This window comes from Limnobaculum zhutongyuii, assembly GCF_004295645.1.
Lineage (GTDB): Bacteria > Pseudomonadota > Gammaproteobacteria > Enterobacterales > Enterobacteriaceae > Limnobaculum > Limnobaculum zhutongyuii.
The window spans coordinates 2,416,651-2,436,668 of record NZ_CP034752.1; the positions used below are offsets into that span (position 1 = coordinate 2,416,651).

At 44.9% G+C, this 20,018-nt stretch carries 15 protein-coding genes, 7 tRNA genes and 1 pseudogene; 18 read left to right on the top strand and 5 right to left on the bottom strand.

The annotated features are described in order from the left end of the window. Positions 1-62 precede the first annotated feature (62 nt). Both pgm and seqA read right to left on the bottom strand, forming a co-directional pair. Positions 63-1,706: a phosphoglucomutase (alpha-D-glucose-1,6-bisphosphate-dependent) gene (gene pgm, locus EKN56_RS10755; protein ID WP_130591785.1), complete on the bottom strand. Its 1,644-nt coding sequence runs from the start codon at positions 1,704-1,706 to the stop codon at positions 63-65. A 27-nt stretch (positions 1,707-1,733) separates the two neighbouring features. After that, positions 1,734-2,255, bottom strand: a complete 522-nt coding sequence (gene seqA / locus EKN56_RS10760; protein WP_130591786.1) for a replication initiation negative regulator SeqA — start codon at positions 2,253-2,255, stop codon at positions 1,734-1,736. Between the two features lie 96 nt (positions 2,256-2,351). Between seqA and ybfF the strand changes: the two are divergent. The 7 genes and pseudogenes from ybfF to fur all read left to right on the top strand — a co-directional run bounded on the left by ybfF (position 2,352) and on the right by fur (position 8,921). Beyond that, positions 2,352-3,100 (top strand): annotated as a pseudogene (ybfF, locus tag EKN56_RS10765) (esterase). Positions 3,101-3,286: 186 nt separating this feature from the next. Then, positions 3,287-3,577, top strand: coding sequence for a LexA regulated protein (ybfE, locus tag EKN56_RS10770; protein WP_130591787.1), 291 nt, complete (start codon positions 3,287-3,289; stop codon positions 3,575-3,577). 121 nt (positions 3,578-3,698) lie between these two features. Continuing rightward, complete coding sequence (fldA, locus tag EKN56_RS10775) at positions 3,699-4,214, top strand: flavodoxin FldA (RefSeq protein WP_130591788.1); 516 nt, start codon at positions 3,699-3,701, stop codon at positions 4,212-4,214. A 594-nt stretch (positions 4,215-4,808) separates the two neighbouring features. Then, the gene (locus tag EKN56_RS10780) at positions 4,809-6,875 is read left to right on the top strand and encodes a carbon starvation CstA family protein (protein ID WP_130591789.1); all 2,067 of its coding nucleotides are present in this window, start codon (positions 4,809-4,811) and stop codon (positions 6,873-6,875) included. A 94-nt stretch (positions 6,876-6,969) separates the two neighbouring features. Beyond that, complete coding sequence (locus EKN56_RS10785; RefSeq protein WP_130591790.1) at positions 6,970-7,164, top strand: YbdD/YjiX family protein; 195 nt, start codon at positions 6,970-6,972, stop codon at positions 7,162-7,164. An 80-nt stretch (positions 7,165-7,244) separates the two neighbouring features. Beyond that, a complete protein-coding gene (locus tag EKN56_RS10790) occupies positions 7,245-8,294 on the top strand; it encodes a CobW family GTP-binding protein (protein WP_130591791.1) in 1,050 nt (349 codons plus the stop codon). Positions 8,295-8,474: 180 nt separating this feature from the next. Then, complete coding sequence (gene fur, locus EKN56_RS10795; protein ID WP_130591792.1) at positions 8,475-8,921, top strand: ferric iron uptake transcriptional regulator; 447 nt, start codon at positions 8,475-8,477, stop codon at positions 8,919-8,921. A 54-nt stretch (positions 8,922-8,975) separates the two neighbouring features. Here the strand turns inward: fur and EKN56_RS10800 are convergent, their stop codons facing one another. From EKN56_RS10800 to nagE, 3 genes are all read right to left on the bottom strand, one after another. Then, positions 8,976-9,392, bottom strand: coding sequence for a putative signal transducing protein (locus tag EKN56_RS10800; protein WP_210405297.1), 417 nt, complete (start codon positions 9,390-9,392; stop codon positions 8,976-8,978). Positions 9,393-9,491: 99 nt separating this feature from the next. Then, the gene (gene glnS / locus EKN56_RS10805) at positions 9,492-11,159 is read right to left on the bottom strand and encodes a glutamine--tRNA ligase (RefSeq protein WP_130591793.1); all 1,668 of its coding nucleotides are present in this window, start codon (positions 11,157-11,159) and stop codon (positions 9,492-9,494) included. Between the two features lie 248 nt (positions 11,160-11,407). Then, on the bottom strand, positions 11,408-13,354 hold the full coding sequence (gene nagE, locus EKN56_RS10810) for a PTS N-acetyl glucosamine transporter subunit IIABC (RefSeq protein ID WP_130591794.1): 1,947 nt from the start codon (positions 13,352-13,354) through the stop codon (positions 11,408-11,410). Between the two features lie 376 nt (positions 13,355-13,730). Between nagE and nagB the strand changes: the two genes are divergently transcribed. The 11 genes from nagB (at position 13,731) to EKN56_RS10865 (ending at position 20,011) form a co-directional block, all read left to right on the top strand. Then, entirely contained in the window at positions 13,731-14,531 is an 801-nt protein-coding gene (nagB, locus tag EKN56_RS10815; RefSeq protein WP_130591795.1) for a glucosamine-6-phosphate deaminase, read from the top strand. A 22-nt stretch (positions 14,532-14,553) separates the two neighbouring features. Continuing rightward, entirely contained in the window at positions 14,554-15,699 is a 1,146-nt protein-coding gene (gene nagA, locus EKN56_RS10820) for an N-acetylglucosamine-6-phosphate deacetylase (protein WP_130591796.1), read from the top strand. A 31-nt stretch (positions 15,700-15,730) separates the two neighbouring features. Further along, a complete protein-coding gene (nagC, locus tag EKN56_RS10825) occupies positions 15,731-16,954 on the top strand; it encodes a DNA-binding transcriptional regulator NagC (protein WP_130591797.1) in 1,224 nt (407 codons plus the stop codon). A 266-nt stretch (positions 16,955-17,220) separates the two neighbouring features. After that, complete coding sequence (gene asnB / locus EKN56_RS10830; RefSeq protein WP_130591798.1) at positions 17,221-18,888, top strand: asparagine synthase B; 1,668 nt, start codon at positions 17,221-17,223, stop codon at positions 18,886-18,888. Positions 18,889-19,144: 256 nt separating this feature from the next. Next, positions 19,145-19,221: transfer RNA gene (locus EKN56_RS10835), tRNA-Met, on the top strand. 4 nt (positions 19,222-19,225) lie between these two features. Beyond that, positions 19,226-19,310: transfer RNA gene (locus EKN56_RS10840), tRNA-Leu, on the top strand. Between the two features lie 25 nt (positions 19,311-19,335). Next, a tRNA-Gln gene (locus EKN56_RS10845) sits at positions 19,336-19,410 on the top strand. Between the two features lie 45 nt (positions 19,411-19,455). Next, positions 19,456-19,530 (top strand) — tRNA-Gln (locus EKN56_RS10850). A 214-nt stretch (positions 19,531-19,744) separates the two neighbouring features. After that, positions 19,745-19,821 (top strand) — tRNA-Met (locus tag EKN56_RS10855). A 4-nt stretch (positions 19,822-19,825) separates the two neighbouring features. After that, positions 19,826-19,910 (top strand) — tRNA-Leu (locus EKN56_RS10860). 26 nt (positions 19,911-19,936) lie between these two features. After that, positions 19,937-20,011 (top strand) — tRNA-Gln (locus EKN56_RS10865). The last annotated feature ends 7 nt before the right edge of the window (positions 20,012-20,018 follow it).

Sequence of the window (20,018 nt, forward strand, 5' to 3'; positions counted from 1 at the left end):
TAAAAAAGCGCGGTAATCGCTTACCACGCTCTTTCTTCATTGGCTTGTCAGGCTAAATCATATTATTCAGCTTTAGCCAAAACTGCACTGACGATGTCTACTGCTTCGCGTTCAATCTTTTCCCGGTGCTCTTTACCGAGGAAGCTTTCGCAATAAATTTTATAGGCTTCTTCAGTTCCTGAAGGTCGGGCAGCAAACCAGCCATTATCGGTCATGATCTTCAGGCCACCAATTGAAGCACCGTTACCCGGAGCTTTTGTCAGACGCGCTGTAATCTTATCTCCCGCCAACGTGTCGGCAGTGACCATTTCCGGAGACAGGCGGGAAAGAATAGCTTTTTGAGCATGAGTGGCCGGAGCCTGAATACGGTTATAGCTTGGAGCGCCAAAACGCTGAGCTAATTGCTCATAATGATCCTGTGGGTTCTTACCGGTTACTGCGGTAATTTCAGCCGCTAACAGGCACATAATGATACCATCTTTGTCCGTTGACCATGGCTTACCATCAAAACGCAGGAAAGAGGCACCTGCACTCTCTTCGCCACCAAAACCCAGAGTACCGTCAAATAGCCCATCAACAAACCACTTAAAACCAACCGGAACTTCAACCAGTTTACGATCGATACTGGCGACCACCCGATCAATCATTGCACTGGAAACCAACGTTTTACCAACCCCCATATCTTTGCTCCACTGTGGACGGTGCTGATACAGGTAGTTAATGGCTACAGCCAGATAGTGGTTAGGGTTCATTAATCCTTTCGGGGTCACAATACCGTGGCGATCGTAATCAGGATCGTTAGCAAAAGCTAAATCAAATTTATCCCGTAACGCCAGAAGCCCTGCCATCGCATACTCTGATGAGCAATCCATCCGGATCACACCATCATGATCGAGGTGCATAAAACGGAAAGAAGGGTCTACCGCATCATTCACCAGCTTAAGATTCAGTTTGTATACATCAGCAATACGCTGCCAGTATTCAATGCCAGCACCACCCAGTGGATCAACGCCAATGGCTAACCCAGCATTCTGAATAGCGGGCATATCAACAACATGCACCAATTGTTCAACATAAGGTTGAATCAAATCCTGCGCGTGGATATGACCACTTTTATTGGCCGCCGCCAGCGTTTGGCGCTTAATGCCCTTCAAGCCATTCTTCAGCAAGTCATTAGCCCGATTTTCAATCCATTGGGTAAGATTTGTATCTGCCGGGCCGCCATTTGGCGGGTTATATTTGATGCCGCCATCTTCAGGAGGGTTATGTGATGGCGTAATAACAATACCGTCTGCTTGCGCTTTTCCCGTGCGGTTATAGCAAAGAATGGCATGAGAAATAGCTGGGGTCGGAGTAAAACCATTATTTTCTTGCACAATCACATCAATACCGTTGGCAGTTAATACCTCCAGTACCGAAACAAAAGCGGGTTCGGATAAACCGTGGGTATCTTTACCAACATAACAAGGCCCGGTAATCCCATTAGCCGCCCGATTCTCTGCAATTGCCTGAGCAATGGCTAAAATATGCGCTTCATTGAAGCTCTGACGACAAGCGCTACCGCGATGTCCGGAAGTCCCAAACTTGACCGAGTGTGCAGGATTATCACAGTCAGGTTGTAAAACATAATATTCAGAAACCAACTGCGGAACATTAATCAGATCGCTTTGACGGGCTAATTGCCCGGCTCTTGAATGGTTACCCATCACACTCTCCCTGAAGTTCAGTAGAAATTAAATAGTTAGGCAGATAGCGGCTGTCAGCTCAGCCGAAAACTGCATTGATAGCATAATCTGTTCAACCATAGTGCGCTTACGTTCAGTATTGGTATTAGTAATCACCCAATATGGCGTATCCGGTATGCTTTTAGGCTTAGTATGTTTGCCATTTTTTAACAGTGTTTGCTGTGAATGAGAGAAATAGACGCGGGTGCGGCCATGCAATAACTCTGTCGCTTCAGCAAAACGGGTTCTATCAACACGGTACAGCGTAGACAATATCAGTAAAAAACGATCCACGGCTTTCTTCTGGGCAACCAGTTCTCCGGAATCGAGTAATTCTTGAACATCGTGAACACGATCGGCCTGTGCAGTTACCGCTACCGGGATGACTGTTTCTGCTTCCTGTTTTGAAGCGGCCACTGTCGGAGATAAATTAAGCATCCGACGTAAAATTTCAGAAGCGCTTTCGCCAATATGCAACGTGTGGCTGGCAATATAACGATAAAGCTCTTCATCAACTTCGATAGTTTTCATCTTTGTCCTATAATTCTTTGCTAGTTATTCATGGGGAATTATACAAGTTCATCTCGTGATACTCTAACGCAAAGCAACCCAATATGTGACATTGTTATGAAATTAAACTATCGCCTTCAGGGAAATGGTCAAACTATTGTGCTGATTCACGGCCTGTTTGGCAGTCTGGATAATCTTGGCGTGTTGGCTCGCGACCTTCAGCAAGATTATCAAACCCTACAAATTGATCTGCGTAATCATGGACTATCCCCCGCAGTGATGAAATGAGTTATCAGGCAATGGCTGAGGATATCCTGGCTTTACTTGATGAGCTCGAGCTGCAACACATTGTAGTAATCGGTCACTCCATGGGCGGAAAAGTGGCAATGAAACTGACGGAAATCGCGCCTGAACGAATTTCTCAGTTAGTTGTTATAGATATTGCCCCTGTCGCTTATCAGGAGAATCACCATGATGACGTTTTTGCTGCATTGAATGCCGTGACACAGTCAGGTGTCGTTCAAAGAACGGATGCGGCAGAAATCATGCGAAATCAAGGTTTACATGAAGGAGTCATTCAGTTTTTACTTAAATCTTTTCATCAAGGTGAATGGCGATTCAATGTTCCCGTGCTACAACAACGCTATGCGGAAATTATTGGCTGGCATGAGGTTCCTGCCTGGGAACATCCGATGATTTTTATTCGCGGAGAGCTTTCCCCCTATATTCAGGACAGCTATCGTCAGGCAATCGCCCGTCAGTTTCCTTCCGCCCGTGCTTATGTTGTGGCTGGAAGTGGTCATTGGGTTCACGCAGAAAAACCACAACACGTTATTCGCATTGTGCGTAAATTTTTGCAGCCGTGATGATATCTGATAGTTAGAAAGTGAATTATTTGCTGAATTAACCGGGTTAACCATTGGCTGACAGATTCTACTGCGTTATCATCCGCGGCGACGTGACATGGCAGGAAGTGAGTTTTGCTGTAACTACCACTGTCACCTAAACTGAATGATTAAACTTATTTTTATCTGGTTTCGTATTCTGATTTTATGGCAAAAGAACAATTAGATCGTACCACGCTGGATCTTTTCGCTGATGAACGCCGTCCGGGTCGTCCTAAAACCAGCATGCTATCCCGCGATCAACAATTGCGCATCAACAAACGCAATCAGCTGCGACGTGACAGGGTTCGTGGGTTGAAGCGTGTGGAATTGAAACTGTCGCAGGATGCCGTTGATGTTTTGGATCAGCTTGCTGACCGACAGGGAATCAATCGCAGTGAATTGATAGAAATCTTGTTGTTAAATGAGAATAAGAAACAGCGTACCAAATCGTCATAAAATCGATGAACTGCAATCCGGCCCTTGTGCCAGGCAGCACAGATTAACGATGCCAACCAGCATCAACAATGATATATTATTGAATACGACGTATTAATATTTATTAAAGGTGTAACTCGTTATGGCAACCGTAGGTATTTTCTTTGGTAGCGACACTGGCAATACTGAAAACATTGCCAAAATGATTCAAAAGCAGCTTGGTAAAGAAGTTGCTGAAGTTCACGACATTGCGAAAAGCAGTAAAGAAGATATTGAGCGTTTTGATACGCTGCTGTTGGGAATTCCAACCTGGTATTATGGCGAAGCTCAGTGTGACTGGGATGATTTCTTCCCTACGCTGGAAGAGATCGACTTTGAAGGTAAGCTGGTAGCTATTTTTGGCTGTGGCGATCAGGAAGACTACGCAGAGTACTTCTGTGATGCAATGGGCACCGTACGCGATATTATTGAGCCTCATGGCGCAACTATCGTCGGTAACTGGCCAACCGCAGGTTATCATTTTGAAGCCTCTAAAGGTTTAGCCGATGATAAACACTTTATTGGGTTAGCCATCGATGAAGACCGTCAACCAGAATTAACCGCTGAGCGCGTCTCCGCTTGGGTTAAACAAATCTCTGCTGAAATGAATCTTGCTTAATTCTGTCCCCTTCTGCTTTTGTATTACTTAATAAAAACAAGTAATACATAACACCAAATAATCAAATAGATAATAACCACCAGAACTGTACTGGTGGTTATTATGCTCTGCTATATTTTTACCTTCCTAATAATTTAATAAATTTAACTCCGTAAAATTAATGTGGATATAAATCACATATCAAAATAAATATTTCATCAACCTGTGATCGAGTGCAAAGTCAATTTGTTAAACTCATTGGAAAACATTACAAATTCATTACTATAATTAGGCTGTTGCCATCAGACATAAATAAAATATTTGATGACACTGTTACTGCATACCAGAAACTATCTCTAACTTATTAATATAAATAGAAAATAGCTCATACGGCAAATACTGGAATATAACAAATTAACGTTATATACAATGCATAACCATAATAAATAGAGGGGATAAACTGATACGACATATTATTTAAAATAGAGCCCTGCATTGTCTAATCACAATGCTTATATCGACTTTATTGATTCATCATATAAATGTCCGTTTTAGGGTGCCCGATAATAATTCCCTACTTAATATTTATCTTCTAATAAATGAGGAGGAACGCTTATGCGCAGCATAGCGTCCTATATTATATGGTTCGCTGTCGCTATTCTTGGCGCCTGTGGGCTCGCCATCATTGCGTTAAACAATGGTGAAAAAGTTAATGCTCTTTGGATCGTTGTGGTTGCCGTATCGGTATATCTGATTGCCTATCGCTATTACAGCAAATTTATTGCCAATAAAGTGCTTGGCCTTGATTCAACCCGAATGACACCAGCCTATCGCCATAATGATGGTCTGGATTACGTTCCAACTAACAAATACGTACTTTATGGTCACCACTTCGCCGCTATTGCCGGTGCAGGTCCTTTAGTTGGTCCGGTACTGGCTGCGCAAATGGGTTACCTGCCGGGTATGATCTGGATTCTTGCCGGGGTTGTTCTTGCCGGTGCCGTTCAGGACTTTATGGTTCTGTTTGTTTCCACCCGTCGCGATGGCCGCTCTTTGGGCGACCTGGTGAAAGGTGAATTGGGTACCGTACCGGGTATTATTGCTCTGTTTGGCGCCTTTATGATTATGATTATCATCCTGGCGGTGTTGGCATTAATCGTGGTTAAAGCTCTGATTAATAGCCCGTGGGGTGCATTTACCGTTGGTGTGACCATTCCTATTGCACTGTTTATGGGTGTTTATACTCGCTATATCCGTCCGGGCAAAATCGGTGAAATCTCAATTATTGGTTTCATTCTGCTGATGCTGGCAATTATCTATGGCGGTGAAGTCGCTAAGAGTGAGGCTTTGGCACCTATTTTCACCCTTGATGGCGTACAGCTGACCTGGGCACTGATTATTTACGGTGGTATCGCCTCTGTTCTGCCAGTATGGTTACTGCTGGCTCCACGTGACTACCTGTCAACCTTCCTGAAAATTGGTACCATCGTTGGTCTGGCTATCGGTATTGTTATCATCGCCCCTAGTCTGGAAATGCCGGCAACCACTCAGTTTATTGATGGTACTGGTCCTGTTTGGGCAGGTAATCTATTCCCATTCCTGTTTATTACCATTGCCTGTGGTGCAATCTCTGGCTTCCACGCGCTGATCTCTTCCGGTACCACACCTAAGATGCTGGAAAATGAAAGCCATGCTCGCTTTATCGGTTATGGCGGCATGTTAATGGAATCATTCGTTGCCATCATGGCATTAATCGCTGCATCGGTTATCGACCCTGGCGTATACTTCGCGATGAACAGCCCGCTGGCTATTCTTGGTCCAACGGTTGAATCAGCCGCCAGTGTTGTTAGCTCCTGGGGCTTTACCGTAACGCCAGAAGTTCTGGTTCAATACGCGAAAGACGTTGGCGAAACCACGATCGTTTCACGCGCCGGTGGTGCTCCTACTCTGGCCGTCGGTATGGCACATATTCTGAGCCAGTTGACCGGCCCGACGATGATGGCTTTCTGGTATCACTTTGCCATTCTGTTTGAAGCACTGTTCATTCTGACCGCCGTTGATGCCGGTACCCGTGCTGGTCGTTTTATGCTGCAAGACTTACTGGGTACTTTCGTTCCATCCATGAAGCGTACTGACTCTTTTGTTGCCAATATTACGGCAACAGGGTTATGTGTTGCTGCATGGGGTTACTTCTTGTACCAAGGCGTGGTTGACCCACTGGGTGGTATTAATACCCTATGGCCTCTGTTTGGTATTGCTAACCAGATGCTGGCAGCGATTGCGCTTACCCTGTGTGCTGTTGTTCTGTTCAAAATGAAACGCGAAAGATATGCCTGGGTTGCCGTTGTACCAACTATCTTCCTGTTGGTTTGTACTTTGACTGCCGGCTGGCAAAAAGTGTTTGATGATAACCCACGTGTTGGCTTCCTGGCTCTGGCTAAGAAGTATCAGGCTTCTCTGGATCAGGGACAGATTTTGGCTCCGGCTAAGTCTCTGGATCAAATGAGTGCCTTGATATTTAACAACCAGCTGGATGCAGGTCTGACTATACTGTTTATGTTAGTCATGATTAGTGTGGTGGTGTTTGGTTTACGTACTGCGTTTAAAGCACGTTCAAATCCATCACCTACAGCAAACGAAGTTCCTTATGAGCCAATGCCTGCATCGGCAACGGTTAAGTAATCGCTGATGTTAGATAGACATTAATAGTAAAAAGATGGCAGTATCGGGTTATTGATTCACCTGTTACTGCCATCCTGATTAAGGGAAGTCACTTATGTTTGAAGATTTAGCAAAAGTTGGCCGCTATCTTGGTCAGGCGGCTCGCCTGATGGTTGGCGTCCCTGACTACGATAACTACGTTCAGCATATGCGCATTACCCATCCGGATCAGGAAGCGATGACTTATGAAGAGTTCTTTCGTGAGCGTCAGCAGGCCCGCTACGGCAGCGGCAATGGCTCGTGCTGTTAGGCATTAATTCTTTTTGTGATACACCAGATATTTTACCAACGCAATAATGCGTATGGTTAAAGTAAAAAAGGCAACATGTTATGACCACCCCACTTCAATTACCGGTAACGGTATTAACCGGTTTTCTCGGCTCAGGCAAAACTACCCTGATTAACCATTTGTTAGAAAACTATCCCGGTGAGCGAATCGCTATCATTGAAAATGAATTTGGTGCCGTTGGTGTAGATGGCGGGCTCTTGGGGCAACACAGCGGTATTGAGGTTATTGAATTAACCAATGGCTGCGTATGTTGTAGCGTTCGCGGTGAGCTGACAGAAGCCTTAAAAAACCTGTTAGAGCAGCGGGATGCGGGTCAGCTTAATTTTGATCGACTGCTGCTAGAAACCACAGGATTAGCCGACCCAGCTCCGGTTATCCAAACTTTCTTTGTTGATGATGTCTTGCGTGAACGTCTGCAATTAGACGCCATTATTACTCTGGTTGACAGTGAGCATGCGCAGAAACAACTAACCGAACATCGGGTTGCGGTTTCTCAGGTTGGTTTTGCCGACAGACTTATTTTAACCAAATTAGACCGCATCGATAGTGAAGCAAAAACGCTGCTATTGGAGCGTTTACGTAACATTAACGCCAGAGCTCTGGTGTGTGAGGCTCAGCACGGTAAGCTGGAGAAAGCCGCCTGGATTGGTATTCAGGCATTTAATCTGGATGACTCTTTTGATCTTAATGGCACTTTTGTGGCCTCTACTGCGCCTTCGCAGGCACCAACAAACTTCCGACCTTTAAATCAAACATCCAAACCCCTTGCCCGTTCATGGAATGATGATATTACTTCTCAAGTTTTTGAAACCGGGGAAGTTGATATAAAACTAATTGGCGCCTTTATGGAAACTGCCATCGAAAAATATGGCAATGACATGCTACGCTATAAAGGCATTCTGGCAATTGAAGGCGAACCTCGTCGTCTGATTGTTCAGGGTGTGCACAAAGTTGTTGGTTTTGATTACGGAACCGAATGGACTGAGGAAGAGTCTCGTAAGACACTGTTAGTTATTATTGGGCGTAATTTACCTGTTGAGACATTAAGAAATGAGTTTTTAGCCACGGCTGCTTCAAATGCCATTAGCTAATAACAGATCGAGTAACGGTTGAATATCGCCAGAATTATGATTCTGCCTATCGATTCTATCGAATTTGAACTGACTCCCTGAGGTTTTCATTTCATATGTCTGGCTCTATAATGGTATATTATAATTATGTTAATCATTCGCTAGCGATTCATGGCGCCCCGAATTTAGGAACACATCTGCATGACTGATAACAATATCGCACTGAAGAAGGCTGGACTGAAAGTTACGCTCCCACGGCTTAAAATTCTGGAAATACTTCAGGAGCCTGATAACCATCACGTTAGCGCGGAAGATTTATATAAAAGACTGATTGATATGGGCGAAGAGATTGGACTGGCCACCGTATATCGCGTGCTGAACCAGTTTGATGATGCCGGCATCGTAACTCGCCATAGTTTTGAAGGCGGTAAATCAGTATTTGAACTGACGCAAAAACATCACCACGACCACTTAATTTGTCTGGATTGTGGACGCGTAATTGAATTCAGTGATGAGTTTATTGAACAGCGCCAGCGTGAAATTTCTGAAAGATACAACATCAAGTTAACTAACCACAGTTTGTATCTGTATGGCAAGTGCAGCTCTGGTGATTGCCGTAAAGACGATACGTTACACGATACTAAATAAGTTGTTTTAGCAACTTCAGATTTAAATAATGCCAGCAGCTAACCACTGCTGGCATTATTTTTGGGTAAACTCCCCACAGTCATTACACTTTATTCCGTGTTGATACTTAAACAACGGGAAACCTAACAAAATAAACACCACAAATGCAGGTCGCTTACCTTTAGTAAAAGGGATGACATTACTACTACCGCAATGAGAACAGCGCCATTGTGAGGTTTCTTCTTCATCTTCCCCGGCCTCTTCCATCACCGATTGAGAAAAGTCCTGACGAAGTATTTCTTCCGCTTCCTGCACATTATCACTGTCAACCATCAGCCTGACCCCGCCCAAAGCATCAGAGTAAAGCCAGTTAGTATTGATGGTATGTACATCGGCTATATGGGCACTAATCCCTGCGGCTTCCAGATTACTTTTTGCTATCTGGGCCTCAAGGGGATAAGAGTAGCGAGCAACGACAACCAGTTGTCCCATAACATCTCCGTATAAAATAGATCCATTTTAAGTTAAAAAAGCCTGTCGGATTGCTCTGACAGGCTTCTGAGATTAACCGTTTTCAATCAAGACTAAAAATTAGCTTGCCTGAGCAGCCCAGGTATCACGCAGGCCAACGGTGCGGTTAAACACTAAATGCTCTGATGATGAATGGCGACTGTCTGCACAGAAGTAACCTTCACGTTCAAACTGATAAGCAAACTCAGGTTTAGCCTGCGCCAGACTTGGCTCTACAAAACCGTGCACCACTTTCAGTGATTCCGGGTTAATGGTAGATAAGAAATCCTCTGCGGCCCCTGGATTTGGCACGTTAAACAGGCACTCATATAAACGAAATTCTGCCGGTAACGCATGAGGTGCGGATACCCAATGAATCACGCCCTTCACTTTGCGCCCGTCAGCCGGATCTTTACCCAGAGTTTCACTATCGTAATGGCAATAAATAGTCGTGATATTGCCCTGATCGTCTTTTTCTACCCGTTCAGCTTTAATCACATAAGCATTACGCAGGCGAACCTCTTTACCTAACACCAGACGCTTATACTGCTTGTTGGCTTCTTCACGGAAATCAGCGCGGTCGATATAAATTTCGCGACTGAATGGTACGGCACGGGTTCCCATCTCTGGTTTATTTGGATGTGCGCTTACCGTTAATATCTCTTCGTGACCCTGTGGAAGATTTTCAATCACCACTTTAACCGGATCGATAACCGCCATCGCTCTTGGGGCATTTTCGTTCAAGTCTTCACGAATGCAGGTTTCCAACGCGACCATTTCCACGTTATTGTCTTGTTTGGTCACACCGATACGACGGCAAAACTCACGAATAGAGGCAGCGCTATAACCACGGCGACGCAGGCCGGAAATCGTCGGCATACGCGGATCGTCCCAGCCTTCCACCACTTTCTCTGTCACCAGTAAATTTAATTTACGCTTAGACATAATCGCGTACTCTAAATTCAGGCGTGAGAACTCATACTGACGTGGATGACATGGAATAGTGATGTTATCCAAAACCCAGTCATACAGACGGCGGTTATCCTGGAATTCCAGAGTACAAAGAGAGTGAGTGATTCCTTCCAATGCATCGGAAATACAGTGGGTAAAATCATACATCGGATAGATGCACCACTTATCGCCCGTCTGGTGGTGATCGGCAAATTTAATACGGTATAACACCGGATCGCGCATCACGATAAATGAGGACGCCATATCGATTTTAGCTCGCAGGCAAGCCTTACCCTCAGCAAACTCACCGTTTCTCATTTTTTCAAATAAGGCCAGGTTCTCTTCAATGCTGCGGTCACGATAAGGGCTATTTTTGCCAGGCTGAGTAAGCGTACCGCGATATTCGCGCATCTCTTCAGGAGACAGTTCATCCACATAAGCCAGTCCTTTACCAATCAGTTCAACGGCGTATTGATGCAGTTGATCGAAGTAATCAGATGAGTAACGAACAGCGCCATCCCAGTGAAAGCCTAACCACTCAACATCGTGCTTAATTGACTCCACATATTCGATATCTTCTTTAACCGGGTTGGTGTCATCAAAACGCAAGTTGCACAGACCCTGATAGTCCTGTGCAATCCCGAAATTCAGGCAGATAGACTTCGCGTGACCGATATGCAGATATCCGTTTGGCTCAGGTGGGAAACGGGTCACTATGGTAGTGTGTTTACCTGATGCTAAATCTTCATCAATAATATGACGAATAAAATTAGTCGGGCGAACTTCAGCCTCACTCATTTACTTTTTCCTCTATGCAAAAATGCAAAAGCGTTCACAACGTATAACCTGTTATCTTCTAACAACCGCACGCAGGACACAACTGTTAGTTGCATGAATCCCTCTTCAGAACAGAAGCTGCTGAATTAAAGAGGTTATACGCCGCATTAATGCGGACCATTTTACATTAAAATCGGTACAAATAAAAAACGGGAAGGTTATTCACCTTCCCGCTTCAGATTTAACTACTTGCAGACAAGAATCTAATCTTATCCTTTGATATCAAATAGCTTAGTCTGTCCTGCAACCACCGTGCCCGTCGCCACATCAGAGATACCAGAGAAGTCATCAATATTGCTGACAACTACCGGGCTGATAATGGAGGCAGCGTTAGCTGACAGATAATCCAGATCTAACTCCAGTACCGGGTCACCCGCTTTCACTGTTGCGCCTTCTTCAGCTAAACGAGTGAAGCCTTTACCATCCAGCTTAACGGTATCAATACCGATATGAACCACAACTTCGGCACCGTTTTCAGTTTCCAGGCAGAATGCATGGTTAGTACCGAAAATCTTAACCAGAGTACCATTGGCTGGAGCAACGACGGTTTTACCGGTTGGACGAACCGCAATACCATCACCTACTGCTTTGCTGGCAAATGCTTCATCAGGTACCGCTTCTAATGCCACGATCTCACCGGTAATAGGGGAAATCAACGTACTTACTGAAGCTTCTTTTTTCACTTCAACCGGTTTGTTCGCTACTGCCTGAACAGGGGCGGCTGTTGCTGCTGCCTGAAACTTTGGCGCAACACCTGAAGCAATCACTTTACGCATGCTGTCAGCAATAGATTCCGCTTTAGCACCAACGATAATTTGAATACTTTGTTTGTTTAGCTTAACAACGCCTGCTGCGCCTAAACGTTTAGCGGCTGCGCTATCAACAATGCCTGAATCTTTTACCGTTAAACGTAAACGGGTAATACAGGCATCGATACCGGTCAGGTTATCGCTACCACCGATAATACCGATGTAGCTGCTGGCTAAAGCATCCAGACCTTCGCTGGTATTGCTGTTATCCGGAGTAACTTCTTCTTCAGTTTCATCTTCACGGCCCGGCGTTTTCAGATTGAATGCGCGGATAATGAAAGAGAACAGCAGGAAGTAGACAACAAATGCGACTACGCCCATCACTAACAGCATCCATACGTTGCTGCTGGCTGCCGGTAGTTTAAACATTAACGCATAGTCGATTGCACCTGCTGAGAAGGTAAAGCCAGCGTGGATACCTAAAGCGGTAGCAACATACAGGCTGATACCTGTCAAAATGGCGTGTACTAAATACAGCAGTGGAGCCAGGAACATGAACATAAATTCAAGTGGCTCAGTTACACCGGTCAGGAATGCGGTTAATGCAACTGACAGTAACAAACCACCTACCGCTGAACGACGCGCAGGTTTTGCAGCAAAGTACATTGCCAGTGCAGCACCTGGTAAACCAAACATCATGATTGGGAAGAAGCCTGACATGAACATCCCGGCAGTGCCATCACCATTATAGAAACGGTTGATATCGCCGTGGAATACCTGACCTGCTGCGTTAGTGAATTCACCAATCTGGAACCATGCAATGGTATTCAGAACCTGATGCAGACCGGTTGGGATTAACAGACGGTTAACGAAACCGAAAATACCAGAACCTAATGCGCCCTGCTCAACGATCCACTGACCGCCGCTGTGAATAGCCGCCTGAATTGGAGGCCATACATAGCCGAAAATCGCTGCCAGAATCAAACAGAAGAATCCCGTTGCGATAGGAACGAAACGTTTACCGCCGAAGAATGACAGGAAGTCTGGTAATTTAATATCACACCAGCGGTTATAGACAGCACCACCAACCAGACCAGAAATAATACCGGCTAACACACCCATATTAATAGTGGCTTCAATGGTAACTGTTGCTTTAGTTAAAATGAAGAAACCAACCGCACCAGCCAATGCCGCAGAACCCGCATTGTCTTTAGACCAGGTTGCTGCCACACCGATAGCAAAAATCAGCGCCAGGTTGTCGAAGATTGCCGCACCGGCCTGAGCCATAAACGCCAGGTTCAGTAGATCGGGCTGACCGAAGCGCAACATCAATGCCGCTACGGGTAATACGGCGATCGGTAGCTGTAACGATCGCCCTAGTCGTTGAAAAAATCCAAGTATATTCACCTTGTTTCCCCCTGCATGTCCTTAATAAAGGACTTATTTTTTATACTCAACAATAAGGCGCCTACCGTACAACTCTGCTACCGTCGATAGACAAGACACAACTCATGCACAATCTAATTCATAGTGTAAAAAATATATTTCGCATCGCAAATTAAAACCTCCAGATTTGTGATAATTATCACCAAAAAGATTAATATCAGGATGACAATACTAGCTATACACCGCAACTTATTTTATCATATAAAATATCAGCTTCACAGAGTATCAGAGGCGTGTTGCATTAACGTGCGTTATAGTTATAGTCATTAATTTCAATATGTCACGTTATCCTTCACGTATGAGTATAGCCAGTGTTATGTAACCAAGAGGTTTTGACATGAGACTTATTCCACTAGAAAGTGCAAAAGACGTTGGGTTATGGTCCGCCCGCCATATAGTAAACCGCATTAATGCGTTTAAACCCACCGCCGATCGCCCTTTTGTATTAGGCTTGCCAACAGGAAGCACGCCACTGAGCACCTATGTTCGTCTGATTGAACTATATAAGGCCGGCGAAGTTAGCTTCAAACATGTCGTTACATTTAATATGGACGAGTATATTGGCTTAGAGAAACATCATCCACAAAGTTATTATTCCTTTATGCATAATAACTTCTTTAATCATATCGACATTCAACCAGAGAATATTAACTTATTAGATGGTAACGCCAGCGATGTTCAGGCTGAATGTAAGCGTTATGAAGATAAAATTAAGTTATATGGTCAGATAAACTTATTTATGGGCGGTGTGGGTAATGATGGTCACATTGCATTTAATGAACCTGCTTCTTCCCTGTCATCTCGTACCCGAATTAAAACTCTGACGGAAGATACCCGCATTGCTAACTCTCGTTTTTTCGAAAACGATATGAACAAAGTACCAAAATATGCACTAACCATCGGTGTTGGTACCCTGATGGATGCGGCAGAAGTGATGATTCTGGTTACCGGTCTGAATAAAGCTCAAGCGCTGCAGGCCGCTGTTGAAGGTTGTGTTAATCACTTATGGACCGTTTCTGCTCTGCAATTACATCCAAAAGCCATCATGGTTTGCGATGAGCCTTCCACGATGGAACTGAAAATTAAAACTGTTAAATATTTCCGTGAATTAGAGGCGGAAAATATTAAAGCTCTTTAAGCCACTACTGCGAGGGTGTGTGATGTATGCTTTAACCCACTGCCGGATCTATACCGGCCACGATATCCTGGATAACCACGCGGTTATTATTGCCAATGGTTTGATCCAGCGTGTATGCCCGCAAAGTGAGTTGCCATCAGATATCGAAGTTCAGGATCTACAAGGTGCCCTACTGGCACCAGGTTTCATTGACGTTCAGCTTAATGGCTGCGGCGGCGTTCAGTTTAACGACTCTATGGATGCTGTTTCTGTTGAAACCCTTGAAATTATGCAGCAGGCTAACGAAAGATCAGGCTGTACCAGCTACCTGCCGACACTTATCACCTCCAGTGATGAGATGATGAAACATGCCATTGAGGTAATGCGTAGCTATCTTAGTCAGCGTAGTCATCAGGCATTAGGCCTCCACCTGGAAGGTCCTTATATTAACGTAGCGAAGAAAGGGACGCATAACCCTGACTTCATCCGTAAACCTGATGCCGCAATGATTGATTATCTGTGTGCAAATGCAGATGTCATTACTAAGGTTACTCTGGCACCAGAGCAGGTTGACATTCAGGTTATTCGCCAGCTTACTGAAGCCGGAATTATCGTTTCTGCCGGCCACTCAAACGCTAATTACGATCAGGCTCGCACCGGATTTGCTGCCGGCATTAGTTTTGCCACCCATCTGTATAACGCAATGCCTTACATTACCGGTCGTGAACCTGGTTTGATGGGGGCTATCTTTGATACGCCTGAAATCTATACCGGTGTTATTGCTGATGGTCACCACGTAGCCTGGGCAAGTATTCGTAACGCTAAGCGTTTGAAAGGTGACAAACTGGTACTGGTCACTGATGCGACTGCACCAGCCGGTGCCAACATTGATCATTTTATTTTCGCAGGTAAACCAGTATATTACCGCAACGGAATGTGCGTAGATGAAAATGGAACCTTAAGCGGCTCCGCTTTAACCATGATTGAAGCTGTAGCCAACAGCGTTCAATTTATTGGTATACCTCTCGATGAAGCACTTCGTATGGCGTCGCTCTACCCTGCCAGGGCAATGGGTGTCTCCAACGCATTAGGCAGCATTGAAACCGGTAAGGTTGCCAATCTCACCGCGTTTACTCATGATTTTAAAATCACACATACATGGGTTAATGGTTTATTGAAAAAACAGTAACCATAACCCAGCAATAGCAACAGAGGTAACGATGACGACAGGCGGTCAAATTGGTAACATCGATCTGGTAAAGCAGTTAAATGGGGCGGTCGTTTATCGTTTAATCGATCAACAAGGTCCTATATCACGTATTCAGATCGCTGAACTTAGCCAACTGGCCCCTGCCAGCATCACCAAAATCACCCGACAACTTCTGGATCGCGGTCTGATTAAAGAAGTTGAACAACAGGCTTCAACCGGAGGACGTCGGGCGGTCTCTATTGTTACTGAAAACAAAAACTTCCATACCGTAGCTGTACGTTTAGGGCGCAATAACGCCACCATTACGCTGTATAATCTCAGTGGTAAAGCTCTGATAGAAGAACCCTACTCTCTTCCTGAACGCACTCAGGAAGCGCTGGAAAAAGGTCTTCTTCAGGCCATTGCCCACTTTATTGACACCTTTAGTAATAAAATCCGTGAATTAATTGCTATTGCCATCTCCCTACCCGGTCTGGTGGATCCTGAAGATGGCGTAGTGAAATATATGCCACATATTTCAGTATCAGACTGGCAACTGGGCAAAGTTGTCCATGAGCGATTTAATATCAGCTGTTTTATTGGCCATGATATTCGTAGTCTGGCGCTGGCTGAACACTACTTTGGCGCAACTCAGGATTGTGAAGACTCAATGCTTATCCGGGTTCACCGTGGAGCCGGGGCTGGTTTTATTATCAACGGTCAAATCTTCCTGGGAAAAAACCGTAACGTTGGTGAGATCGGTCATATTCAGATCGACCCATTAGGTGAACGCTGCTATTGCGGTAATTTCGGCTGTCTGGAAACTGTCGCGTCAAACTTTGCCATTGAACAACGGGTACGTAACCTTCTTAGCCAAGGTTATAACAGTAAGCTAACGCTGGATGACTGCAGCATCTCTGCTATCTGCAAAGCCGCGAATAAAGGTGATGATTTGGCCGTTAATGTGATTGATTATGTCGGCCATCAATTAGGTAAAGCGATTTCTATTGCCATTAACCTGTTTAATCCACAAAAAGTGGTTATATCCGGCGATATCACGGAAGCACAAAAAGTTCTGTTGTCCTCTATTCAACGCTGTATTGATAATCAGGTTTTGATTAACTTTCGACAAAACTTACCGTTGGTAACGACTCAATTAGACCATCGCTCTGCTATTGGCTCTTTTGCTTTGGTAAAACGCTCAATGCTTAATGGTGTTCTGTTACAGCATTTGCTGGGCGACAGTAACGACTAATATTAATTGCCTATAAAAAAGTTTTTTCACCTATCACCTGTCACATCATCTTGAAATCAGTGTAATGTTTTATTTAAAGGCATTGCACTGAAATAAACCTTCCATCGCACTAACCTGGTGCAAATCTGCTGCTATGCTAAAAAGTATCGTCCTGAATAAGGCGGTATTTGCTCTGCTATCTGACTAAAAATCTGGCTTAATTCTTGCTTAAGTTAATATGACCGAATTTAAGTAACTTCAATGACAACGGAATAAGAGAGATAACAATGTGTTCAATATTTGGTGTACTCGATATTAAGTCCGATCCGATTGAGCTGCGTAAAAAAGCATTAGAGATGTCTCGTCTTATGCGTCATCGTGGTCCTGACTGGTCCGGCGTCTACGCATCTGACACGGCAATACTCGCTCACGAACGTTTATCCATTGTCGATGTCAATAATGGCGCACAACCTCTGTATAACGCAGCGCATACTCATGTACTGGCAGTTAACGGTGAAATTTATAACCATCAGGAACTGCGCCGCCAGCTAAAAGATAAGTATGAATTTCAGACAGAGTCAGATTGTGAAGTTATTCTGGCTTTGTATCAGGAAAAAGGCATCGACTTTCTGGACGACCTTCAGGGGATGTTTGCCTTTATTTTGTATGACAGCACCAACAACAGCTACCTGTTAGGCCGTGACCATATTGGTATTATCCCGATGTATACCGGTCATGATGAACACGGAAACTTTTATGTGGCATCCGAAATGAAAGCACTGGTGCCCGTTTGTAAAACAATTAAAGAATTCCCTGCCGGTAGCTATATGTCCAGTACCAACCATAAAATCCAGCGCTATTATCAGCGTGACTGGATGGAATTTGATAACGTTAAAAATAATACTACTGATGAATACGAACTGCGTAACGCGCTGGAAGAGGCGGTAAAAAGTCACCTGATGTCCGACGTTCCTTATGGGGTGTTGCTGTCTGGCGGTTTAGACTCCTCCGTTATTTCGGCAATTACCAAAAAATACGCCGCTCGCCGTATTGAAGATGACGAACGTAGCGAAGCCTGGTGGCCTCAGCTTCACTCCTTCGCCGTTGGTCTGGAAGGTTCACCTGACTTGGCCGCTGCCCAGGAAGTCGCGCGCCATTTAGGTACGGTTCATCATGAAATCCACTTCACTGTACAGGAAGGAATGGATGCCATTCGTGATGTGATTTATCACATCGAAACCTATGATGTGACAACCATTCGTGCTTCAACACCAATGTACCTGATGGCCCGTAAAATTAAGGCCATGGGTATCAAAATGGTGTTATCCGGTGAAGGTGCCGATGAAGTGTTCGGCGGATACCTCTACTTCCATAAAGCGCCAAACGAAAAAGAGTTCCATGAAGAAACCGTACGCAAACTTCTGGCTTTGCATATGTATGACTGCGCCCGTGCCAATAAAGCGATGGCAGCCTGGGGTGTAGAAGCTCGGGTGCCTTTCCTGGATAAGAAATTCCTCGATGTTGCTATGCGCATTAATCCAAAAGATAAAATGTGCGGTAACGGTAAGATGGAAAAGTATATTATTCGTAAGAACTTTGAGTCTTATATTCCTGCCAGCGTGGCGTGGCGCCAGAAAGAACAGTTCTCCGACGGTGTTGGCTATAGTTGGATTGACAGCCTGAAGGCCACTGCCGCCGAACAAATCGGCGACCAACAGCTGCAAAATGCCAGTTTCCGCTTCCCGTATAATACGCCAACCTCTAAAGAGGCCTATTTATACCGTGAAATCTTTGAAGAACTTTTCCCACTACCTAGCGCTGCAGAATGCGTTCCTGGTGGCCCTTCTGTGGCTTGTTCTTCGGCTAAAGCGATTGAATGGGATGAATCTTTCAAGAAATTGGATGACCCATCAGGTCGCGCAGTAGGTGTTCACCAATCGGCTTATAAAAGCTAATTGCTTGTATAAAGCGACTCGCTAATATGCGGTTTAAAAAACGGGCCACTTCGGCCCGTTTTGCTATGGAAATAAAAAACTCCCGCCTTCTCTCATCAAATTGATGCTTTTTTTGTCGCTTTTATCGACATATCGGTTATTAGCCAAACAATCAGACAAAACTGTGCTCTTTATGAGAAAAAACTAGTTGACGATCGTGGCACAGATACGCATAATGCGCCCCGCAACGCCGTTGAAGGTTAAGCAAAAAGTATTTGGCTACGTAGCTCAGCTGGTTAGAGCACATCACTCATAATGATGGGGTCACAGGTTCAAATCCCGTCGTAGCCACCATTTTGCGGAAGTGGCGAAATTGGTAGACGCACCAGATTTAGGTTCTGGCGCCGCAAGGTGTGCGAGTTCAAGTCTCGCCTTCCGCACCATTTTCCTTCAATGACAATGCTCGGGTGGGGTATCGCCAAGCGGTAAGGCAACGGGTTTTGATCCCGTCATCCCCAGGTTCGAATCCTGGTACCCCAGCCATTTTTCTGCTTATACTTATAAGCTATTTTGGAAATTATCTCCTATTGGGGTATCGCCAAGCGGTAAGGCAACGGGTTTTGATCCCGTCATCCCCAGGTTCGAATCCTGGTACCCCAGCCATTTCCTTCTCTCCCTTTTTATTCTCAGATTTTTTACCGTTTCCATCTCTCCCATCCTTTTCTTTGCTTATCGTTCAAAAAGTCATCAAACAAATAGCTTAAACTCCAAATCTGTCTGTTTTCTGCCCGATGAGCAGATCAAAACCTTGACGAAAACGACACATATCCGCATAATGCGCTCCTTAACGCCGTTGAAGGTTAAGCAAAAAGTATTTGGCTACGTAGCTCAGCTGGTTAGAGCACATCACTCATAATGATGGGGTCACAGGTTCAAATCCCGTCGTAGCCACCATTTTGCGGAAGTGGCGAAATTGGTAGACGCACCAGATTTAGGTTCTGGCGCCGCAAGGTGTGCGAGTTCAAGTCTCGCCTTCCGCACCATTTTCCTTCAGCGACAATATTACTGGTGGGGTATCGCCAAGCGGTAAGGCAACGGGTTTTGATCCCGTCATCCCCAGGTTCGAATCCTGGTACCCCAGCCATTCTCTT